Origin of the sequence: Stenotrophomonas sp. G106K1, from assembly GCF_037969685.1 — a bacterium.
In the GTDB taxonomy this organism is placed as follows: Bacteria; Pseudomonadota; Gammaproteobacteria; order Xanthomonadales; family Xanthomonadaceae; genus Stenotrophomonas; species Stenotrophomonas lactitubi.
Genome location: NZ_JBBPFR010000020.1, coordinates 52,363 through 73,472, shown reverse-complemented (window position 1 = coordinate 73,472; position 21,110 = coordinate 52,363). Strand labels below are relative to the sequence as shown.

16 protein-coding genes are annotated in these 21,110 nt (G+C 67.3%); 1 reads left to right on the top strand and 15 read right to left on the bottom strand.

Features of this window, described 5'->3' with window-relative positions:
* Positions 1–50 precede the first annotated feature (50 nt).
* The 5 genes from glmM to trpB all read right to left on the bottom strand — a co-directional run bounded on the left by glmM (position 51) and on the right by trpB (position 5,212).
* On the bottom strand, positions 51–1,415 hold the full coding sequence (gene glmM, locus WKB25_RS16300; protein WP_340571804.1) for a phosphoglucosamine mutase: 1,365 nt from the start codon (positions 1,413–1,415) through the stop codon (positions 51–53).
* Positions 1,415–2,290 carry an acetyl-CoA carboxylase, carboxyltransferase subunit beta gene (gene accD / locus WKB25_RS16295; RefSeq protein ID WP_025876176.1) on the bottom strand — a complete coding sequence of 292 codons (876 nt, stop codon included), beginning with the start codon at positions 2,288–2,290 and terminating at the stop codon, positions 1,415–1,417. Before accD ends, glmM begins: the two co-directional genes overlap by 1 nt.
* Positions 2,291–2,506: 216 nt before the next feature.
* Positions 2,507–3,316 carry a tryptophan synthase subunit alpha gene (gene trpA / locus WKB25_RS16290; protein ID WP_340571803.1) on the bottom strand — a complete coding sequence of 270 codons (810 nt, stop codon included), beginning with the start codon at positions 3,314–3,316 and terminating at the stop codon, positions 2,507–2,509.
* Between the two features lies 1 nt (position 3,317).
* Positions 3,318–3,998, bottom strand: a complete 681-nt coding sequence (locus WKB25_RS16285; RefSeq protein WP_340571802.1) for a hypothetical protein — start codon at positions 3,996–3,998, stop codon at positions 3,318–3,320.
* Positions 3,995–5,212: a tryptophan synthase subunit beta gene (gene trpB / locus WKB25_RS16280; protein WP_340571801.1), complete on the bottom strand. Its 1,218-nt coding sequence runs from the start codon at positions 5,210–5,212 to the stop codon at positions 3,995–3,997. The genes WKB25_RS16285 and trpB overlap by 4 nt, the downstream gene beginning before the upstream one ends.
* Before the next feature lie 96 nt (positions 5,213–5,308).
* Here trpB and WKB25_RS16275 point away from each other — a divergent pair, with 96 nt between their 5' ends.
* A complete protein-coding gene (locus WKB25_RS16275) occupies positions 5,309–6,196 on the top strand; it encodes a LysR family transcriptional regulator (protein ID WP_340571800.1) in 888 nt (295 codons plus the stop codon).
* A 54-nt stretch (positions 6,197–6,250) separates the two neighbouring features.
* On the opposite strand, the gene WKB25_RS16270 is transcribed toward WKB25_RS16275, so the two are convergent.
* From WKB25_RS16270 to WKB25_RS16225, 10 genes are all read right to left on the bottom strand, one after another.
* Positions 6,251–6,949, bottom strand: coding sequence for a hypothetical protein (locus WKB25_RS16270; RefSeq protein WP_340571799.1), 699 nt, complete (start codon positions 6,947–6,949; stop codon positions 6,251–6,253).
* A gap of 89 nt (positions 6,950–7,038) precedes the next feature.
* Positions 7,039–8,148 carry a toxic anion resistance protein gene (locus WKB25_RS16265; RefSeq protein ID WP_340571798.1) on the bottom strand — a complete coding sequence of 370 codons (1,110 nt, stop codon included), beginning with the start codon at positions 8,146–8,148 and terminating at the stop codon, positions 7,039–7,041.
* Positions 8,149–8,191: 43 nt separating this feature from the next.
* Entirely contained in the window at positions 8,192–8,890 is a 699-nt protein-coding gene (locus WKB25_RS16260) for a hypothetical protein (RefSeq protein WP_340571796.1), read from the bottom strand.
* A 5-nt stretch (positions 8,891–8,895) separates the two neighbouring features.
* Complete coding sequence (locus WKB25_RS16255; RefSeq protein ID WP_340571795.1) at positions 8,896–14,271, bottom strand: DNA repair ATPase; 5,376 nt, start codon at positions 14,269–14,271, stop codon at positions 8,896–8,898.
* Between the two features lie 82 nt (positions 14,272–14,353).
* Positions 14,354–16,372 carry a hypothetical protein gene (locus WKB25_RS16250; RefSeq protein WP_340571794.1) on the bottom strand — a complete coding sequence of 673 codons (2,019 nt, stop codon included), beginning with the start codon at positions 16,370–16,372 and terminating at the stop codon, positions 14,354–14,356.
* Positions 16,369–17,043, bottom strand: coding sequence for a DUF1449 family protein (locus WKB25_RS16245; protein WP_089236317.1), 675 nt, complete (start codon positions 17,041–17,043; stop codon positions 16,369–16,371). The genes WKB25_RS16250 and WKB25_RS16245 overlap by 4 nt, the downstream gene beginning before the upstream one ends.
* Positions 17,044–17,211: 168 nt before the next feature.
* On the bottom strand, positions 17,212–17,868 hold the full coding sequence (locus WKB25_RS16240; protein ID WP_340571793.1) for a phosphoribosylanthranilate isomerase: 657 nt from the start codon (positions 17,866–17,868) through the stop codon (positions 17,212–17,214).
* Positions 17,865–18,635 (bottom strand): tRNA pseudouridine(38-40) synthase TruA, encoded by a 771-nt coding sequence (truA, locus tag WKB25_RS16235; RefSeq protein WP_099819039.1) that lies wholly within the window; start codon positions 18,633–18,635, stop codon positions 17,865–17,867. Before truA ends, WKB25_RS16240 begins: the two co-directional genes overlap by 4 nt.
* A gap of 32 nt (positions 18,636–18,667) precedes the next feature.
* Entirely contained in the window at positions 18,668–19,027 is a 360-nt protein-coding gene (locus tag WKB25_RS16230) for a VOC family protein (protein ID WP_230109732.1), read from the bottom strand.
* Positions 19,024–20,997: a FimV/HubP family polar landmark protein gene (locus WKB25_RS16225; protein ID WP_340571792.1), complete on the bottom strand. Its 1,974-nt coding sequence runs from the start codon at positions 20,995–20,997 to the stop codon at positions 19,024–19,026. Before WKB25_RS16225 ends, WKB25_RS16230 begins: the two co-directional genes overlap by 4 nt.
* Positions 20,998–21,110: the final 113 nt, after the last annotated feature.

Below are 21,110 nucleotides of genomic sequence, written 5' to 3'. Positions count from 1 at the left end.
AACGTGGCCGCAGAGGCGGCCATGTTGTCGGTTCGATCCAGCGACTGCGGTCAGGCCGCAGCCGCTGTCCTGACCGCCGCCGAAAGCCGATCCAGGGTGTCCTGCATCAACGTCGCGTCATCGGCCTCGACCGTGACCCGCACCACCGGTTCGGTGCCGGAAGGACGCAGGAAGGCACGCCCGCGGCCGGATACCGCCTGCTGCGCTTCGGTCAGCGCAGCCTGCACGCTCTCGGCCTGCACGGTGGCCTTGGCCGAGACATCGCCGAGGCGCACGTTGACCGTCTTCTGCGGCACCTTGGACAACGGCTGCAGCGCTTCGCGCAGGTTCTTTCCCAGCTGCTTCAGCGCCACCAGCACCTGCAGGGCACTGACGATGCCGTCACCGGTGGTGGCCCGGTCCAGGCACAGCAGATGGCCGGACGCTTCACCACCGAGCACGCCGCCTCCCTCCACCAGTGCCTGGTGCACGTAGCGGTCGCCGACGTTGCTGCGCTGGAACGGAATCTGCAGTTCGGCCAGGGCCTTCTCCAGGCCGAAGTTGCTCATCAAGGTGCCGACCACCGGCCCGCGCAGGCGACCTTCGGCCTGCCACGCGCGCGCCAGGATATACACCAGGTCATCGCCGTCGACCGGGTTTCCGCGGTCATCGGCCATCAACACCCGGTCACCATCACCGTCGAAGGCGATGCCCAGGTCGGCGCGGGTCTCACGCACCTTGGCAGCGAGGTTGTCGATGTGGGTCGAACCGACGCCGTCGTTGATGTTGACGCCATTGGGTTCGGCACCGATGCCGATGACCTCCGCACCCAGTTCGCGGAACAGCAGCGGCGCGATCTGGTAGGTGGCGCCATGCGCGCAGTCGAGCACCAGGCGCACACCGCGAAGATCGAACGAGCGCGGCACGCTGGACTTGCAGAACTCGATGTAACGGCCAACGGCCTCGCGTGCGCGCGAGGCCTTGCCGAGCTTCTCCGAAACGGCCGTGGTGAACGGCACGTCGAGTGCGGCTTCCAGCGCAAGCTCGGTGGCATCGTCGAGCTTCTCGCCCTGGGCGGAGAAGAACTTGATGCCGTTGTCGTAGTGCGGATTGTGCGACGCACTGATGACGATGCCCGCGTCCACGCCGAGGGTACGGGTGAGGAAGGCAACGGCCGGGGTCGGCATCGGACCAAGCAGCTGCACGTCAGCGCCGGCAGCGACCAATCCGGCTTCCAGCGCCGCTTCGAACATGTAGCCGGAGATCCGCGTGTCCTTGCCGATCACCACGATCGGACGGCGCCCATCCTGGCCGCGCTGGGCGACCAGCACGCGGCCCAGGGCGTTGCCCAGGCGCAGCACGAAATCCGCCGAGATCGGCCCTTGGCCGACCCGACCGCGGATGCCGTCGGTACCGAAGTACTTGCGGCTCCCCATCAAACCTCCTCCGGTGCCGGCTCGCGACGCAGCATCGCCAGCAGGTCGGCCAGGCGATCGCGCAGTTCACGGCGGTCACAGATCTGGTCGATGGCACCGTGTTCAAGCAGGAACTCCGAACGCTGGAACCCTTCTGGCAGTTTCTCGCGCACGGTCTGTTCGATCACGCGCGGGCCGGCGAAGCCGATCAGTGCACGCGGTTCGGCGATGTTGATGTCGCCCAGCATCGCGAACGACGCCGACACACCGCCGGTGGTCGGGTGGGTCAGCACCGAAATGTACGGCTGTCCGGCTTCACGCAGTTTGCCCAGCGCGGCCGAGGTCTTGGCCATCTGCATCAGCGAGAACAGGCCTTCCTGCATGCGCGCGCCACCACTGGCGGAGAAGCATACGTACGGTGCGCCGATCTCGGCGGCAGTCTCGGCGGCAAGGGCGAAGCGCTCACCGACCACCGAGCCCATCGAGCCGCCCATGAAGGCGAAATCGAACGACGAGGCCACCAGCGGACGGCCCTTGAGCAGGCCGCGCATGGCAATCAGCGCGTCGTACTCACCGGTGTTCTTCTGCGCGATCTTGATGCGCTCGCTGTACTTCTTCTGGTCCTTGAACTTCAGCAGGTCGGTCGGCCCCAGGCGGGCAGCGATCTCGGTGGTGCTGTCGGCGTCGAACAGTGCGGCCAGGCGCGCACGCGCACGAATGGCCATATGGTGGCCGCACTTCGGGCAGACCTCCAGATTCTCTTCCAGCTCCGGACGGTACAACGCACTGCCGCAGTTGCTGCACTTTTCCCACAGGCCCTCGGGGACGCTGCGCTTCTTGCTGGGGGTGTTGTCGGTGCGGATGCCAGACGGCATCAACTTGCTGAGCCAACTCATGCGGGAGGACACTTCCGTTCAGGGCGGCCCGGGGGCCGCAAAGGCGGACAGTCTAGCTCCGCTTTCCCCGCCCGTGCACCCCCTGCACGGCCCTGGGCCCTGGGGAAAAAACCATGCTGGGACGTACGTTTAGGTGCTGGGTAGTGCCGGCCGTTGGCCGGCAGCGCTTGCACGCGGGCGGGTACGGAGGGTGCCGGCCAGCGGCCGGCACTACCGTTACACGTCGAGCGCCTGCCGCAGAGGCGCGAGGAAGGCGCCTGCACGCTGCGCTGCATCCTCGGCAGAGGCCGCTTCGGCCAGCACCGCCACCAGCGCGCTGCCGACCACCACGCCATCGGCCTGGCGGGCCATGGCCGCCGCACTGGCTGCATCCCTGATGCCGAACCCGGCCACCACCGGCACGCTGGCCTTGGCCCGCAGCGCCTGCAGGCGCGCACTGGCCGCGTCACTGTCCAGCCGTTCGGAGGCGCCAGTGACACCGGCAAAGCTGACGTAGTAGAGATAGCCACGGGCCAGCGCCAGCAGCTTGTCTGCGCGCGCCTCGCTGGTGGTCGGCGATGCGAGCAGAACCAGCGACAGACCAGCAGCGTCGAAGGCCTGCTGGGCTTCGCCGGCTTCTTCCGGTGGCAGATCGACCAGCAGCACGCCGTCCACGCCAGCGGCCACCGCCGCGTTGGCGAACGCCACGTAACCGTGGATCTCCACCGGGTTGAGATAGCCCATCAGCACCACGGGCGTCTGCGCATCCTGTTCACGGAACTGCGCCACCGCCTGCAACACATAGCGGGTGCCTGCGCCGCGGGCCAGCGCACGCTCGGAGCTGCGCTGGATGGTCGGGCCGTCGGCCATCGGATCGGAGAACGGCACGCCCAGTTCGATCACATCGGCACCGGCCTCGACCAGCGCGTGCATGACCGGCACCGTCGCCTCCAGCGAGGGATCACCGGCGGTGATGAAGGGGATCAGGGCCTTGCGCTGCTGCTGGCGCAGGCGCTGGAAACAGGCATCGAGTCGGGATACGGACATTTCAGGCACACCCTTCAATCAGTTCAATCGCTTCACTGGTTCCCCAGTACATCTGCAGGACCCTCCCTTCAAACAGTTCCAGGCGGATGCCGAGGGCCGAGCCCGGGTCCTGCCAGGTCAGGTATTCACCCTGCTCGCCGTCGTAGGCATGCGGGCTGGACACAGGCGGCTTCGGGAACCGGGCGACCGCCTGGGCGCGGGTCATTCCCACGCGCAGGCCAAACGGGCCGGGCTGCTCGGCCGGCGCCCCACTGTCCGGATCAAGGCCGAGGTCGAAACGAACCACGCGGCCCTCGTCGGTCATCATCGACACGCCCGCCGGCAACCCCTTGCCGTCGTAGTACTCGCAACTTCCACCGAGGGCTTCGACCGCCCCTTGCGCCGTCCACGGCCCGAGCGCCTTGAGATCGTTCAAGTGCTGGCCGATCAGGACCTCACCGGCATGATCCAGCGCCACCGAGACCACGGCCGGGCCCTCGTCGCCACCCTCAACTTCTGCTGCGGGCGGGTCGTCGATCGGCATGCGTGCCAGCGGGTCTACATCATCGTTGGCCGCGGGCTGCTGCGCAGGCTGCGTAGTGGCTTTGGCAGCCGGCGCAAGCACCGGCGGCTCCGGCGGCTGGCACGCGGCCAGGCCGAACGCCAGCAGCAGTGCGCCGCTCCTGCAAAGCAGCGCGCTCACAGCACCAGGCCTTCGCGCGCAGCGATGGTATGCACGTCCTTGTCGCCGCGGCCGGAGAGGTTGCACAGCACGATCTGGTCGCGCGGACGCCCGCGCGCAAGCTTCATCGCCTGTGCCAGCGCGTGGCTGGACTCCAGCGCCGGCAGGATGCCCTCGGTGTGGGCCAGCAGATGGAAGGCCTGCAGCGCCTCTTCGTCGGTGATGCCGACGTAGCGCGCGCGGCCGCTGTCGGCCAGGAACGCATGCTCCGGGCCGACACCCGGGTAGTCCAGGCCGGCCGATACCGAATGGGTCTCGATGATCTGGCCATCGTCGTCGCACAGCACATAGGTGCGGTTGCCATGCAGCACGCCCGGACGGCCGGCGGCGATGGAGGCAGCGTGGCGACCGGTGTGGATGCCATCGCCGGCCGCTTCAGCGCCGACAATCTCAACCTCGCGGTCGTTGAGGAAGGCATGGAAAAGGCCTATGGCGTTGCTGCCGCCGCCGACGCAGGCGGTGATCGCGTCGGGCAGGCGACCGTACTCGGCCAGCATCTGCTCGCGCGCCTCACGGCCGACGATGGCGTTGAAGTCGCGCACCATGCGCGGGTACGGGTCCGGGCCGGCAACCGTGCCGATGATGTAGAAGGTGTCCTGCACGTTGGTCACCCAATCACGCATCGCCTCGTTCAAGGCGTCCTTCAGGGTGGCCGAGCCGGAGGTGACCGGCACCACCGTCGCACCGAGCAGCTTCATGCGGTAGACGTTGATCTTCTGCCGCTCGATGTCGGTGGCGCCCATGTACACCACGCATTCCAGGCCCAGTCGCGCGGCGACGGTGGCGCTGGCCACGCCATGCTGGCCGGCGCCGGTCTCGGCAATGATGCGCTTCTTGCCCATCCGCGCAGCCAGCAGCGCCTGACCGATGGTGTTGTTGATCTTGTGCGCGCCGGTGTGGTTCAGGTCCTCGCGCTTGAGCAGGATCTGCGCACCGCCGACGTGGTCGCTGAGGCGCTCAGCATGGTAGATCGGGCTTGGCCGGCCCACGTAATGGGCCAGGTCGCGGTCATAGGCCAGCTGGAACGCCGGGTCCTGACGGGCCTGGTCATAGGCCTGGGCCAGTTTCTGCAGCGGGCCGACCAGGGTTTCGGCGACAAAGCTGCCACCGTAACGGCCGAAGTGGCCCTGGGCGTCAGGGAAGGCGTGGAAATCGGCAATGGGAGAGGCAGACATGGAGACGACCGGTCGTTCAGACAGGTTGATACTCTAGCGCACGGGTTGAGTCCGGAAAATGGATATTATCTGGCGTATCCCGTCAGGAAATCTCACATGAGCACGCCACTGCTACCGCCGCTGAATGCCCTGCGGGCATTCGAGGCCACCGCACGTCTGGGCGGCGTTGGCCGCGCTGCGCAGGCGCTGCATGTGACCCATGGCGCGGTCAGCCGGCAACTGAAGCTGCTGGAAGACCATATGGGCCTGGCCCTGTTCCAGCGGGCCGGTCGCGGCCTGCGCCTGACCGCCGCCGGCACCCGCCTGCAGGAAGCCTGCAGCGAGGCCTTCACCGGCATCGAGGACTGCGTGCGCGCATTGCAGCGGCCGGCGGCCTCTCCGGCGCTGGTGCTTGGGTGCAGCGGCAGCGTGCTGGCACGCTGGATGATTCCGCGGCTGCCGGCCCTGCAGGCGGCCCTGCCCGGCGTGCACCTGCAGTGGTCGGCCCTGGATGGCAGCTTCACCGAAACGCAGGCGACGCTGGATGCGGTGCTGCTGCTGGCACAGGGGCCGTGGCCACGCGGCTGGCAGGTGCGCGAGTTGGCACCGGAGCGGGTCGGCGTGGTGGTGGCACCCTCGCACCCGGCGGCGCAGCGGCTGCGCCATGTGCCGCCGTCGGCCCTGCTGCAGGAAACGCTGCTGCACACCAGTTCGCGGCCGCAGGCGTGGCCCGCGTGGGCGCAGGCACATGATCTGGATCCGGCCCAGCTGCAACTGGGCACCGGCTTCGAACACCTCTACTACCTGCTGGAAGCGGCGGTGGCGGGACTGGGCCCGGCGATCGCACCGGAACCTCTGGTGGCCGAGGATCTGGCCGCGGGGCGGCTGGTGGCACCCTGGGGGTTTGCCGCGACCGGCGGATTCTGGGTGCTGGCGCGGCCGGACGGCCCTGTCGATGCACGCGTGGACGCGCTGGCGGACTGGGTGACCGTACAGCTGCAGTGACGATCGCCGCGCAGAGACGGACGCGACAGCCGGCAGAACCTGGCTTTACGGCCATTACAGGCCGCTGGAAAACACCTCGAGCGTGTCCGCGCTGACCCAACCCTGCGCGCAGTTCCCAGCATAGTGTCCCGGCGCTGCCACGTGGCAGGCTTCACCCCCGGTGTCCTTCATGCCGCTGATGGGCCTGTCGCCATAGGTGTCACACAACGCGCTGCCCTTACACAATCCGACCGTGTTGGCCGGAATGGCGACAACGTAATAGAGCAGCGGATTCTGTCCGGCGCGGCCGATGCCTTGCACGCACAGCAGCTGCCCCTTCGACAGTTTCGCCGTGGTGGTGGCCTTGCTGCCGCTGCCCGGTACCGCATCCAGCATCTCCACGCCCTTGGCCTCGGCCACGCCGGCGAACAATCCCTGGTCGCCGCAGTCCGGCGACAGTTCGACATCGTAGAAGTCACCGCTGTCGACATCACCTGACGTGCAGCCGGTACCGGCACTGGCATTGCTGCACGACACCCCGCTTGCGCCGATCAGCGCAGCCAGTCCGTCGCTGGCCGCTGCCGGGGTGGACGTGGGTGCCGCTGTCGCTGCAGAGACCGGGGCCGCAGCAGGCGCAGCAACAGCGGCGGGCGACACTGCAGCGGGGGGCGATGAATCTCCCGCAGCACACGCGCCCAGGGCAAGCAGCAGGCCCAAAACGAGCGCAACACGGCCCACCCGGAAACGGCGGGAAGAAAGACCGGGCATATCCATTGCGACCTCATTGAAGGTGTGACGCACCGCAGGCGCGAGTCTCATGTACACACGCTCAAACCCGACCGTGGCGGGGTGGCAGGTACCGGTTACGGCGCCGTCGGCGCCGCCAGGCGCTGCTGCAGGTCCTCGCGCAGGCGCGACAACTCGACTTCGGCCTGCTGACGCTGCTGCATGCCCTCGCGATGGATGCTGCGCACCTCTTCGACCGTGGCGATCAGCTGATCGTGCACATGGCGCAACGTGGCCACGTCGATCACGCCGCGCTGGTTGCTGCGTGCGGTATCTACCGAGGCCTGGCGCATCAGGTCGGCATTGCGTCGCATCAGCTCATTGGTCGCATCATCGATGGCATTGGCCAGTTCGGCCGCGTTCTTCTGCTCGCCCAGCGACAACTGGATCGCGAACTGGCGCTTCCACGATGGGATGGTGATGTCGCGGACGGTGTTGAATTTCTCGATCAGCTGCAGCGCATTGGCCTGGATCAGCCGGATCATCGGCAACGACTGGTCAGCCGCGTGCTGCATCAGCTGCAGGTCGGAGACGCGCTTCTCGATCAGGCGGATCGCATTGTCGATCTCGCTCTGGCGGATGCGCTGCTGCGGGTCTTCGCTGCCCTGCCCCAGCAACTGCTCGGACTGCAGCTGGGCCAGGCGCTGCTTGCCGGCGGCGGCATACAGGCCCAGGGCGTGACGTTCCTCGCGGACGATGTCATGCATGCGGTCGAAATCGCTCACCCGCTTGCCCATCAGTGCCTGTTGCGCGCCGACGTCGCCGAGCAGCTGTTCGATCTGCGAATTGGTATCGCTGAACTTCTGCACCAGCTCGCCCTTGGAGGAACGCAGGCGATCGATGAGGCCACCGATCAACGGCACCTTCGAGCGCTGGGAAAAACCATCCAGCTTGAGCTCGCGCGCGATGCGCACCACTTCGCCGAGTTTCTCGCCATTGGCGTCGAGATCACGGTTGCGCACGTGGTCCAGCAGCTGGCTGGAGAAGGCCGTTGTGCGTGCGGCGGCCTCACGGCCGAACACCTGCAGGTTGCCTGGACGCAGGTCTTCCAGCTCGCGGCCGATTTCGGCGATGCGCGGCAGGTCGTCACGGACCAGGCCAAGGGCCTTCAACGTGCTGTCATCAAGTTCAGGGGCGGGCGTGGTGGCGGGCACGAGCGTGCCGGAGTTCTGGCTGTCCTGGGTCATCGGGCAGTGTCCTTGCGGTGGATAAGCGGCAGCGGCGGCCGGCTCAGCGCAGTCTAGCCTGAGCAGCGGCTACTTCGTCGTCGATCTGGGCCTGCAGCGTGGCTGCCTGCGCGGCCTGTGCAGCCTGCGCCTGTGCCTGGCGCGCCAGTGCCGCCTGGCGCCAAGCCGGCAGCAGGACATCATGGATGCGGACGAAGCGCTGCAGCAGGGCGTCGTCCTGCTCCTGCAGCAGCTGCCACTGCCCGCTTTCGATGCGTCGCAGCGTGGCCAGCCGCTGCAGGTGGTCCAAGCGTGGGGCCAGCGCGACCTGCGCAGCTCCCTGCAGTGTCGCAAGCTGCGCGGCGCCGAACGTGGCCCAGGCCTCCAACGCGGCGGCAGCCGCATCGTTGTCGATGATGGCCCGGGCACGCTGCTGCACACGCTGCGCGAGACCCTGCGCCTGCTCGCGCGCCTGCAGCGCCAGCACGCCCAGCTGCGCCTGCAGACCCTGCGCCTGCGCCTGGCGTTCAACGTCACGGCCGAGCAGGCGCCCCCACCAGCTCTCCTGCCGGCGCAGCCGCGCCGGATCGCTGGCCTGCAACGCCAATGCAATCCGCGCCAGCGCAGCCACCAGGCCTTCGCTACCCGCGTCGGCCTGCAACGATGCCGGCTCGGCCAGCACCTGCAGCAGGGGGCTGCCGTACGCAGCCAGCGCGGCCACATCGGCGCACGCCGGAAGCACGGGTTCGGGCAGGGAGCGCACGCAAGTCACGGCAGCGGCGGCGGCCGCGGGCCCTCATCGGCCACCGTTTCCGGTGGCAATGATTCGCCGTAGAAGTGGCGCATCAGCGCTTCGTCCAATGCACGTTCTTCCGGTGTCGCTGCACGACGCACGCGCGGGCGGCGACGCGTGTCGGTCGAGGCCACATCGGCCGTTACCTGCTGCCGTGCCCACCCGGCGAACGCCGCCAACGTCTGCGACAGCTGCACCTGCTGTTCCTGCGAGGCGATCAGCACCTGCAGCAGCGGCGCCAGGCCGGCCTGCAGGTCTTCGGCCAACGGCGTGACTGCGGCCTGCGGTACGGCGGCAGCCGGCGCGCTGGCCGGACGTGCATCGGCCAGACGCTGCAGGGCCGCCAGCACGGCTGGCCACGGCGCAGGCTCCGGTGCGACGGCCACCTCTGCCGGCGGTGGCGGTGGCAGCTGCAACGCACTGGCGATGTCGGCCAGCTGCGCGACCACGCGGCCACCGACATCACTGTCACCGGCACCCATCGCCTTGTTGCGCAGGAAATCTCGCTTGATCTGCGCCCAGCGTTGCGCACGTTCTTCATCGAGCACGCCACGCAGCTCGGCCAGCTTCAGCAGATTTTCTTCGGCACCGGTGGTCAGCAGCTGCGCTTCGCCCAGGTAGTGGTCGGAGATCAGCTGCTGCAGCTCGTCGTCATTCATCACCGGCGAAATCTTCTCCGCCAGCTTGTTCATGTTGCGGTAGCTGCCCTGCAGGCGGAAGGGCGGCTCAGTGCGATAGCGGTCATCCTGGGCAGCGCTGGCGATGTACTGCTGGTTGACCTTGTAGACCACATCACGGACCTGCAGCATGCGCTGCAGGGTGGCGGTGATCTCGTTGATCTCTGCGCCGCTGTAGGCGTGGCTCAGGCCGTTGGTGGACACATCCTTGCCCATCGCGCGGTCGACCAGCAGATACAGGTCAGCCATCTCACGCGTGGCCAGCGGCGCCAATACCGGGTTGGAGGTCAGGCTGTTCTCGATGTAGCTGAGAGTGAAGGCTGCTTCCATGCCACCAAGCACATCGCCCAGGTTGTAGATGTCGGCACGGTTGGCCAGCATGTCCGGAATCTTGAACACTTCGCCGGATTCGGTGTACGGGTTGCCGGCCATGACCACGCAGAACTTCTTGCCACGCATGTCGTAGGTGCGCGTACGGCCACGCCATACGCCTTCGATGCGACGCGTGCCATCGCACAGCGAGATGAACTTCTGCAGGAACTCCGGATGGGTGTGCTGGATGTCATCGACATACAGCATGGTGTTGTTGCCCATCTCCAACGCCAGGTTGAGCTTTTCCAGCTCCTGCCGCGAGGTAGCATCCGGTGCCTGCTGCGGATCCAGCGACCGCACTTCGTGGCCCAGCGCCGGGCCGTTGATCTTCATGAAGACCAGGCCGAGGCGATGCGCCACGTACTCCATCAACGTGGTTTTGCCGTAGCCCGGCGGCGAGATCATCATCAGCAGGCCCATCAGGTCGCTGCGCTTGTTCTCGCCAGCGGTACCCATCTGCTTGGCCAGGTTGTCGCCGATCACGCCGAGATACACGTCGTTGATCAGCTTGTTGCGCACGAAGGACGACAACGGCCGCGCCTTGAACTCCGACAGCCGCAGGGTTTCGCGTTCGCGGCCGATGATGCTCTGGCGCACCGCCTGATAGGCATGGAAGGCCGGTACGAACGACTGCATGTGGTGCTGCAGGCGTGCCAGGAAATCGTCCAGCGACACGGTCAGGCTGCCGTTGTGGATGCGGGCGTGTTCGCCCAGCAGGCCGCTGACCTCCGCCTGCAGCGGCGCATCGCTGGCACGGGTGCGCAGCTGTCGCTGCACCAGCAGCAATGCCGCCGCTTCTTCCACATAGCCGGCATGCGCCGACTGCGCCGGCAGCCCGGCGAGCGCCCGCAGCCATTGCCCGGCCAATGCCCAACGCATGGCCAGCGGATCCTGCGAGCGCTGCAGCGCACGTTCAAGCGCATCACGCTGGCCCGCCTGTTCCAGTTGCCGCGAGAGCGCGTCCAGCAATGCCTGCGCGTGCCGGCTGGTGCTGAACACCGGCTCCCCGGCCACCAGTTCTTCGCCCAGATATGCCGCTGCAGCATCGGCGGCGGAGGCGTCGAACGGCAGTGCATGCGCGAGTGCATGGTCATGCAGCGCCTTGGCCATTTCCGCACGCAGGGCCTGGCGCCCCTCATCGGAACCGAACAGACGCGCGATGGCCTCGGCACCGGCCTGCCGGCCGGGCCACTGCGCCACGGCTTCATCGCGTTGCCGTGCGGCCCAGAACAGCAGTGCCAACGCACGCACATGGGGCGAATGCCGCAGCGGGCCGGCGGCCTGCTGCAGCGGCAGCAGCGCGCGCAGGATAAGGGCGGCGTCATGGTCATGGATACCGCGCTCGTAGCCCTCGCGGTAACGGGGCGCGGCAAAGGCGCGGACCCGCTGGCCCAGCGCTTCCGGTTCGGCCGCATCGTGCTGCAGCTGGGCCAGGTCCAGGCCATCGCGGCCCTCCTCCGCAGCCAGCAACAGGCACCCGGCCAGGTATTCGCCGCGGTAGATCGCTGCCGATTCCGAATCCAGGGTCACCTGCCAGAACGGCTTCAGCGCATCCAGCTCGGGATCGTGCAGGGTCTCCAGGAAGTCGGTGCCGGTGAGGTGGATGGCAAGGGTTTCACCCCGTGGCAGCAAGGTCAGGTCCAGCGCCTGGGTGTTCACGCTGAATCGATGGCGCGGGCCAAGGCGGACCACGTTGCCGCCGGCCTCGTACAGGTCGCTGCGGTCGCGCAGCTGGCGCACGGCCTGGTCGCGCACGCCCTTCAGGCGCGCCTCGACATCGTCAGCCTTGACGTTGTCGCGCAGCGCACGCAGGCGCTCGGCCAGTTCACGCAGTTTGAGGATCAGCGGATCGCCGGCGAAGAACGCGTTGAGCTCGTCGGCCGTGCCGAACCGCTCGGTACGCTTGCCCAGGCCGTCAAGGATGCGGTTGGCGGCATCAAGCACCGAGCGCGCCTTGCGCTGGCGATCATCCAGCAGGGCCTGCTTGTGCGTGTCGAAGGCCTCGACCAGCTCTTCGCGTTTGCTCAGGATGTCGCCGAGGAACTGCTCGTGCTCGCCGAACTGGCTCTCCAGTTCTTCCAGCTGTACCAGCAGGCGCGACAGCTGTTCGTCGGCACGCTCAGGGTCGCTGGCCATCGCCAGCGCGCTGGTGATCGATTGCGAGAACAGGGAGAACTGGGCGGCGAACTGGGCCACGGCTTCGGCAGAGCCCAGCGACCTGCGCCGCTGTTCGGCGCGTGCACGCGCCTGGTTCAGGCGCCCGTACAGCAGCGAGATCGATTCGACCACGCGGGTACGTGCAGTCGCATCGTCGACCTTCAGCCCGGCCATCAGCTCGGACAGCATGTCCAGATCACCGGCCATGCCGCGCAGGCCGTCCAGCTGCTCATCCAGCTGCCGTGCACTGGCGGCATGCTGTGCGGCTTCGTCCAGCGCCTGCATGCGGGCGGTCAAGGGCGCCAATGCCGCATCGCCGGCGAGGAAGGTACCGGTGGCGGCGCCGACACGGTCGTGCGCCTGCACCAGCTCGGCGGCCATCGCCTCGATGCGCGCGGTATCGATGTAACGCAGTTCGCGGATGGTCAGCAGGCGACCGCGCAGTGCGGTGATCGCGTTGAGCGCTTCAACGAAAGCCTGCACCTCGTTCCAGTTTTCCGGCTGCAGCCGGCCCAGCAGCGCCTTGTGCGTGCTCTCGGCCTCGGCCATCGCCTGCGCCGACTGCTGGCGGATCGACTGCACTTTCTCGTATTCATCCAGCACCGACTCGCCGGTGGCGCTGATCTGCCGCAGCAACGCTTCGGCACCATCGCAGGCATCGTCGCCCAGCCAATGATGCGCATCGAAAAGCCGCCGGGTGTCGGCCACCAGACGCTGGTAGCGCTGCACCGAGACATCCTGGCCGTCGATCCCGCGCGCCAGGTTGAACAGGTTTGAGATGCCACGCACCAGCTCGGCGTTGCCGATGCGCCCCATGAAGGTATTGCCGGGCGGACGGCTGGCGGCGAACTCATCACTGCTGAAAGGCGTCTGCCAGACCTGCATCGGGTGGATGCGGGTCGGCTCGGTGCCTTCGGCATGGAACAGCACCATGCGCCCATCCTGCATGAAGGCATAGCCGTGGCCGAACACCGGATTCTGCAGCACGCGCTGGATGGTGTTGTAGACGAACAGCGCCGAGCGCCCGCCTTCGCGCTCGTAGAAGATGTACAGCACGTCCTCGCCGTTGGGCGAACGGATGCTGCGCTTGAACTGCATGCCATCCATCGAGGCGTCGAACGCCTTGTGCTCGCCACCCTGCAGGTAATAACCGCCGGGGAAGATGATGCCGTGGTCTTCGGGCAGCTGCACGCAGGCCTGGACGATGGCATCGTTGCGCACGATGTCGCCGGTGAGCGTGTTGTAGATCAGCCCGCGCCATTCGGTTTCGCGGTAGGGCAGCACTTTCAGCAGCACCAGCGAGCCGACCCGGGCAAACTCGAACTGGGCGTCGTCCAGTGACTGCGTGCTGTCTTCCACCGGTTCGCTGTAGATGCCCTGCCCGGTTTCGGTGTTGTTTTCCACCTTGATGGTCAGGTCGCCACCGGTGGTCTCCACGAACAGGGTGTCGAGGATGTTCAGATGCGAATGACGGCCGTTGACGGCAAGGTCGCGGGTGGCGCGGGTCCATTCGAAGTCGAACGGCGGCGGCAGGGCGATGTCGCGTTCGCCACGCGCATCGAGATAGGTCAGCTCACCTTCGCGTGACAACGCCCAGCGGAACACGCGCACGTCGCTGCTGCGCTCGCCGATCTGGAACGAGGCCAGCAGCTTGTCGCCCACCACGATCAGCTGCAGCAGGCGCGCATGCTTGTAGTAGGCGTACAGCTCGTTGAAGTCATGCACGAAGCCGGGCTGGTCGAGGAAACTGCCCTTCAGTTCCAGCGCGGCGACGTCGTAGCCCTCAGTGCCCTGTACCAGCCGGTACAGGCCGAACACATCTTCGATGCGGGTGTGGGTCTTCAGCCCGATGAACACGTTGTAGCCGAACAGCAGGCGGTCCGGGCCGACCTGGACGATGTCGCGGCCTACGCAGTTGTTCTCGCTGCGGATGCGGAAGCGGCCGACCACCTCCAGGCGGCTGTCGCCGAACTCGGCCAGGCGCTGGCGGTTCAGCTGCTCTGCAACGGCCTGCAGGCGCTGGCCCTGTTCGCCGAGACGGCGCCGCAGGACTTCATAGGCGCCGCCCTGGGCAACGGCCTGGTCGACGGTATCGCCGGCAGCCTCTGGCACGACGGACTCAGTGGACGGTTTGGTTTCGGACATCAGCAGGTTTCCGGCTCACGGACGGCCGGCCGTCGATGCGGCCGGCACGGGTGGGCGATGGCGGTGGCCATCGCCGGGTGGATCAGCGCGCGCTGTCAACCACAACGGTCGCCGCGACGGGCACGGTCTCCGCGTCCTCGGCGATCTGCCGCGGTGCATTGTCAGCCACGTTGACGCCCAGGTAGCGCTGCATCAGGTCCTGCACGATCGGACTCTTGCCGGCGAAGCCTTCGATCGACTTGCCCAGCGAAACCGCCTTGATCAGGTTTTCGAACATGCCGCCGTCGCCGCCGACCAGGTCGATGTCAGCGTTACGCAGCGCGCTGGCGATGACGCCGGCGTTCTCGCGCGAGACTTCCTTGCCGGCTTCGATCGAGGCCAGCGCCTGCTTGAGGCTGTTGTCGAGCATCATGCGGAACTCTTCATGGCCACGTGCCTGGTCGCTCAGCGAGGCGATCGCTTCGAACTTGCGGACCAGGCCTTCGGCTTCGGCCAGCAGCTTCTTCTGCACCACGCCGGCTTCGGCATTGCCCAGCGATTCGGTGGCGGTAGCGCGGGCCAGGCCCATCTTCTCCTCGCCCTGTGCCTGTGCCTGCAGCGTCTCTGCCAGCACGCGCGCCTCGTTGCTGCCCTGCTTCAGGTTCGCTTCGGCCTTGGCTTCGATCACGCGCGCCTCGGCGATGCCGACCTTCTCGATGGCCAGCGCTGACGCTTCGCGCACCTGCGCTTCGGCCAGGCCGGGTGCAGCCTGTTCGGCGCGGAACGCGTCGGCCAGCAGGCGCTTGGCCTCGGCCTGCTTGCCGGCCGCTTCGTGCTCGGCCTGCGCCAGCGTGGTCAGCTCCACCGCGCGATGCTTGGAAGCGGTCTCGCGGGCCTGTGCTTCCTTCACTTCGCGCACCAGCGATTCCTGCGCCTTGGCCTCGGCTTCCAGGATCAGCACCTGCTTCTGGCGGTCGGCCTCGGAGACTTCGCGCACTTCCTTGATGCGCTCTTCTTCCTGCGCCACGGTCTTGTCGATGGAGATGCGTTCGCGGGTGATGTTGGCCACGTCCATCTTGCCCTGCTCGACCACCTTGTCACGCTCCACGCCCTGCAACTGTACTTCGCGATCGGTGGTGACCTGCTCCAGCTGGCGTGCACGTTCGACGCGCTCGGCTTCGATGGCCACGGCGCGCTGGCGGTTCTGTTCGGCCACTTCGACTTCGCGCATGCGGTTCTGCTCGCGGATGTCGATCACCTGTTGCGCTTCGATGCGGGCGTTCTCGGAAAGCTGGCGCTGCTCTTCCTGCACCTTGGCGGTCTCGGCTTCCTCGCGCGCACGGATGGTCTCGATCTCGCGCTTCTGCCGTGCCTCGGCCTCGGCCTGCTGGCGCTCAAGCGCCAGCAGCGCCTCGCGCGCTTCGACGTTCTTCTTGGTGATGGCCAGCTTCTCGTTCTGCTCCAGCTCGTTGGTCACCACGTTCTGCGCGGCGGTCAGCTCGGTGATCTTGCGGATGCCCTGCGCATCGAGGATGTTGAACTGGTCCAGCAGCGACTTCGGGGTCTGCTCCAGGTAGTCGATGGCCACGTCTTCCAGCACATAGCCATTGAGGTCGTTGCCGATCACCGCGATGATCTCGTCGCGGAATTCCTGGCGCTTCTCGAACAGTTCGGTGAAATCGAACTTCTTGCCGACCGTCTTCAGTGCTTCGGAGAACTTGGCGTTGAACAGTTCATCGACGGCGTGCTTGTCCGACGCGCGGTCGGCGCCGATGGCCTTGGCCACGCGCAACACGTCGGCCTGGGTCTCGTTGACGCGCAGGTAGAACGCCACCGCGATGTCGGCGCGCATGTTGTCGCGGCAGATCAGGCCTTCCTTGCCGCGGCGGTCGATCTGCAGGGTGATCAGGCTGATCCGCATCAGCTCGGCGCGGTACAGCACGGGAATGATCAGCGCGCCGGTGAAATGCACCTTCGGGGTGGAGCTCATGTCGTTGACGATCAGGGCCACGCCCTGGTCGACCTTGCGATAGAACGCCTTGAACAGGCCGGCCACGCCGAGCAGGAGGGCAAGCACGCAGCCCACGATGAAGAGGAAGGGGAGCACGGAAGCCAACGTCATTGATGATTCTCCTTGTTGCCCGGAAGCAGGTTGTCCTGGAAGTCGAGGGCGACCGCGTCGGCGCGGACCACCCGGTAATGGTGTTGTGCAGCCACATGCTCGACCAGCACGATGCGCTCGCCGCGCTGCAGTTCGATGTCGCTGCGGATCTGCAGTACCAGGCCGGCACCGCCGTCATCGACGGTGGCATGGCCACTGCGTGCGTCGACCTTCGGCGAGGCGACCACGCCGACCCGCCCCAGCAGCGAGGCCTGCGGCACCGGGCGCAGGCGCAGCAGGAAGCGGCGGATGGGACGCAGCAGCAGCGCGGTGACCGGCACCGCCGGCAGTGGTGCGAGCACCGCCACGACGGTGCCCAATGACCAGCGCAGCAGGTCGGGCAACGGCAGCAGCAGGTACAGATGGATGAAGTAGGTCAGGGTCCAGGCGAACAGGCTCAGCAGCGTCACCACCACCATGAGCGGCACACCGCCCAGCCCCCAGCGCGCCAGCAGGGCTGACAGACCGCTGAGATGGGCATCGCCTTCAAGGGCGCCATCGGCACCGGCCTCGCCGAAACCGTCATCGACCAGGCCAAAAGCGGCAATCCCCCAATACAGAACCGCCACCGCCAGCGCGACGCTGTACGGGAGGGTCGGATAACCGAGCACGACGGTTAGAAATTCCTGCATCGTTTGCCTTCCTGGGCGGGGGCGCCAGGCGCCGTTCGGGGCACGCCAACAGCGGCTCCGTCGATCCTCGTGCCGGCCCTCATGGCCAGCACGCCTGGGATCATCCTATGTGAAGAAGGTGTGCAGACTCAAATGTGAAGGCCGGACACGTTAAAAACTGACAGTGGTTCAATCCAGCACGGCGCAATCGGAGCGGCGGACTTCTTCCACGAACGTACGCATCTTGTAGCCGTCCTTGATGCCCGGCTCCAGTTCGATGCCACTGGACACATCCACGCCCCACGGCAGGGTGGCCAGCACAGCGTCATGTACGTTGTCCGGGGTCAGCCCGCCGGCCAGCAGGAACGGCCGGTGCAGACCGGTAGGGATACGCGACCAGTCGAAGGCCACGCCGGTACCGCCACCGCCGCCCGGAGCATGGCTGTCGAACAGGAAGCCGGCGGCGCTGGGGTAGCGCAGCTGCAGGGTGCGCGCATTGGTCTCTTCGCGCCCGCCCATGGCGATCGCCTTCAGGTATGGCATGTTGAAGCTGCGGCAGAAGCTCTCGTCTTCCTCGCCATGGAACTGCAGCAGTGTCGGCCGCACGGTGCGCAGCACCTCGCGCACTTCTTCCTTGCCGTTGTTGCGGAACAGCGCCACCACGTCGACCATCGGTGCGATCGCCTGGCGCATCGCGCGCGCTTCGGCAGGCGCGACCCGGCGGCTGCTCTCGCGGGCGAAGATGAAGCCCACCGCGTCCACGCCCAGCTCGCCGGCCAGGCGCACGTCGCCGGCGCGGGTCATGCCACAGAACTTGATGCGGGTACGGTAGTAGGAGCGGCTCATAGCGTTACCTCGGCGGGCAGATGCCAGTTGTCGGGGTACAGCGGCCCCAGGAACACCAGTCCCTGCGCAGGAGCGGTGGGACCGGCTACGGTTCGGTCGCGCCCGGCCAGCAGTTCGGCGATCCACTCCACCGGTTTCTCCCCACTGCCAACCAGAATCAACGAGCCGACAATATTGCGGACCATGTGATGAAGGAATGCATTGCCGCGCACCGCCACCTCGATGACGTCGTCGTGGCGGCTGACCTGCAGTGACTGCAGCTCACGCCGCGCATGCAGGGCCTGGCACTGGACCGAGCGGAAGGCGCTGAAGTCGTTCTCACCCAGCAGAGCCTGCCCGGCCAGGTGCATGCGCTCGGCATCGAGCGGGCGGCGCTCCCAGCTGAGGGTCTGCCGGCCCAGCGCCGGGCGAACTTCGCGGTTGAGCAGGCGGTAGCGATAGCGTCGTGCCCGCGCGGAAAAACGGGCATGGAAGTCATCGGCCACCGGCACGCACCAGCGCACTGCGATCGAACGCGGCAAGCGGGTGGTGGTGCCGAGCATCCAGGCGCGCGGATCACGCACCACGTCGGTCTCGAAGTGCACGACCTGGCATTGGCCATGCACGCCGGCATCGGTACGGCCGGCGCAGACCACCTGCAAGGGGGTATCGGCCACCGACGAGAGGGCCTGTTCCAGGCTGGCCTGGACACTGGGTCCACCCTCGCCCAGGTTCTGCCATCCCCTGAAATCGCTGCCGTCGTACTCGACGCCGAGCGCGTAACGCATGTGCTACCTCGATGTTGCGGGTGGGGCGGCGCTCAGGCCGGGTCGCGCTCGGACCAGACCGCCAGTTCGTTGCCACCGGGTTCGACGAACTGGAAACGGCTGCCGCCGGGAAAAGAGAACACGGTTCGCACGATCTGGCCACCGGCCGCACGCACCGCCGCTTCCATCGGCGCCAGCTGATCGGCATACAGCACCAGCAGTGGCGCGCCTTCGCTGGCACGCAGCGGTTGGCCGCGGAAGAAGCCTCCCTGCAGGCGGCCGTCATCGAAGGCGGTGTAGTCGCTGCCGTAATCGACAAATGACCAGCCGAAAACGTCTTCGAAGAAGACGCGACTCGCAGCCGGGTCGCTCGAGGCGAATTCAACGTAGTCGAGACGGCGTTCGCGGGTCATGGCAGACGGGCCAAAAGTTCGCGGGCCTGCGCCTGGCAATGCAGATCGCCGCCTTCGGCCACCTCGTGCAGCAGGGTGCGCGCAGTCTGCGCGTCGCCCAGATCCAGATAGGCGATGGCCAGTTCCAGCCGTTCCTGGCCGACACGCGGGGTCCAGTCATGGCCATTGCCTGCTGGAGACCCGACGACGTCCTCGTCGGCATCATGGTCATGGTCGTCGTGCAGGCCGACCAGTGCAGCCGTCTCATGCTCATGCGGTTCGGCAGGCAGATCGAACACACCGCGGAACTGCGGCTCCTGTTCGGCCTGCAGCGCGTATTCGGGTACGGCCACGTCGGCGGCCTCGATCGGCGTGACCGGGGCTGCAGCATCGTCCCAGCGCGGCAGATCGTTCACCGCAGCAGGCAGTTCAGCCAGCGCGTCTTCATCAAGCTCACCCGCCCGCCACTCGGCCGGCGAGGCATCCTCACGGATTTCCGCATCCGGCGCATCATGGCCGGCGGTGCTGGCCCAGGCCGGCATCGCCGGTTCCTGACGTCCGCCTTCGGCCGCGAAACTCACCCCGGCGTCCTGCTCGGCCAGGGTATCGAGCGCGGCACCTGCCGGCAGTGCTGCGGCCAGGCCGGCGGCATCGTGTTCCTCGCGCAGCGGCGGCAGCGGCGAGGGCTTGCGACGACGCAGCAACCAAGCGCCCAGGGCAACCAGCACGAGCAGCGGCAGGCCCAGCCAGTACCACGGCGTACCGGCACCCGGCGCACCCGGCGCCTGTGCCAGGCGCTGCTGCGCGGCGGCCAGGTCATTGTCCTTCATCGCGATCAGTGACTGCTGCTGCTCCTTGAGCTTCTCCAGCTCAGCCACGCGCTGCTTCAGATCGCCGATCTCGGCATCGCGGGTGGCGATGTCCTCCTTGGCCTGGCGCAGTTGTTCGTTGCCCAGCATGTCACCCTCGCTGCCGGCAGTGGTGCCGGTGGTTGTGCCTGCGTGCGCGGCGTCGGATGCCAGCGCCGGGGCGATTTCAAGTCGTGCCCCTGTGGCCGCAGCCGGGGAAGAAACGGTGCCATCGGCCTTGGCCACCGGCATCGGGGCGCCAGCCGGCTGCGGCACGGTACGTGCCTGCCGCCACTGCGCGGCGTGTTCGCGAACCAGCGCGGCGGCCTCGGCCGCATCCACCGCGGCCAGTGCGGTATCGCCCGGCATGCGCAGCACCGCGCCCTGCTTGAGCAGGTTGACGTTGCCTCGGATGAAGGCTTCGGGGTTGGCACGCAACAGTGCAATCATCGCCCGGTCGCGACTGATCTGATTGCCACGGGCCAGCGAACCGGCAATCTGCGAAAGGGTCTGTCCGCGCTGCACGGTCACGCTGTCGTCTGCGGCCAGTGCTGGTGCTGGTGCAGGTGCCGCCGCGCGCGGGCGCGGTGCCGCCGGTGCGGCTGCAGCCTCGACAGGTGCCGGCTCGGCTGTGGTTGCAGCGGCGGCAGGCGCATCGCGGACGATGGTGTCCGACAGCACGCCGGCCGGCGCGACGATCTCCGGTTCGGCCACGGCCAGTGCACTGGCCGGTGCATCAACCAGCGCCGAGTACTCACGCACCAGCCGGCCCTGGCCCCAGTCGGCCTCGATCAGGAAGCTCAGCGACGGTGTTTCCACAGGCGTCTGCGAGGTAACCCGCACCACCGCCCTGCCCTGTGCGTTGCGGGTCAGCTCGAACTGCAGCTCGCTGACCAAGCCTGCCGGACGCTGCAGGCCAACGCGCTCGAAGGTGACCGGCGAGGCGAGCGCGACGCGCAGGTTCTCGAGTTCGGATGGATCGGCGGAGATCACCGGGATCTCGGCCAGCAACGGCTGTCCCGGCTTGGACAGGACCCGGATGTCGCCCAGGCCCAGGGCCATGGCCGAACTGCTGACCAGGGCCAGCAGCGCGGCGGAGAGACAGGTGAGCGGACGTCGTGCGCCCTTGGCTCGTTTATTCATGGGCGACACTATAAAGCGTGCGGACCAAGGTCCGCACCCACCGGGGAAGCGGCCTGCGATAGTGCCGGCCGCTGGCCGGCAGGCACGGGCATGCGCCGATAAGGCAATGCCGG

What these genes read in the sequence shown, in the direction of transcription:
- glmM (WP_340571804.1), bottom strand. Translation starts at nt 1,415, where the DNA reads ATGGGGAGCCGCAAGTACTTCGGTACCGACGGCATCCGCGGTCGGGTC.
- accD (WP_025876176.1), bottom strand. Translation starts at nt 2,290, where the DNA reads ATGAGTTGGCTCAGCAAGTTGATGCCGTCTGGCATCCGCACCGACAAC.
- trpA (WP_340571803.1), bottom strand. Translation starts at nt 3,316, where the DNA reads ATGTCCGTATCCCGACTCGATGCCTGTTTCCAGCGCCTGCGCCAGCAG.
- trpB (WP_340571801.1), bottom strand. Translation starts at nt 5,212, where the DNA reads ATGTCTGCCTCTCCCATTGCCGATTTCCACGCCTTCCCTGACGCCCAG.
- WKB25_RS16275 (WP_340571800.1), top strand. Translation starts at nt 5,309, where the DNA reads ATGAGCACGCCACTGCTACCGCCGCTGAATGCCCTGCGGGCATTCGAG.
- WKB25_RS16270 (WP_340571799.1), bottom strand. Translation starts at nt 6,949, where the DNA reads ATGGATATGCCCGGTCTTTCTTCCCGCCGTTTCCGGGTGGGCCGTGTT.
- WKB25_RS16265 (WP_340571798.1), bottom strand. Translation starts at nt 8,148, where the DNA reads ATGACCCAGGACAGCCAGAACTCCGGCACGCTCGTGCCCGCCACCACG.
- WKB25_RS16255 (WP_340571795.1), bottom strand. Translation starts at nt 14,271, where the DNA reads ATGTCCGAAACCAAACCGTCCACTGAGTCCGTCGTGCCAGAGGCTGCC.
- WKB25_RS16250 (WP_340571794.1), bottom strand. Translation starts at nt 16,372, where the DNA reads ATGACGTTGGCTTCCGTGCTCCCCTTCCTCTTCATCGTGGGCTGCGTG.
- WKB25_RS16245 (WP_089236317.1), bottom strand. Translation starts at nt 17,043, where the DNA reads ATGCAGGAATTTCTAACCGTCGTGCTCGGTTATCCGACCCTCCCGTAC.
- WKB25_RS16240 (WP_340571793.1), bottom strand. Translation starts at nt 17,868, where the DNA reads ATGAGCCGCTCCTACTACCGTACCCGCATCAAGTTCTGTGGCATGACC.
- truA (WP_099819039.1), bottom strand. Translation starts at nt 18,635, where the DNA reads ATGCGTTACGCGCTCGGCGTCGAGTACGACGGCAGCGATTTCAGGGGA.
- WKB25_RS16230 (WP_230109732.1), bottom strand. Translation starts at nt 19,027, where the DNA reads ATGACCCGCGAACGCCGTCTCGACTACGTTGAATTCGCCTCGAGCGAC.
- WKB25_RS16225 (WP_340571792.1), bottom strand. Translation starts at nt 20,997, where the DNA reads ATGAATAAACGAGCCAAGGGCGCACGACGTCCGCTCACCTGTCTCTCC.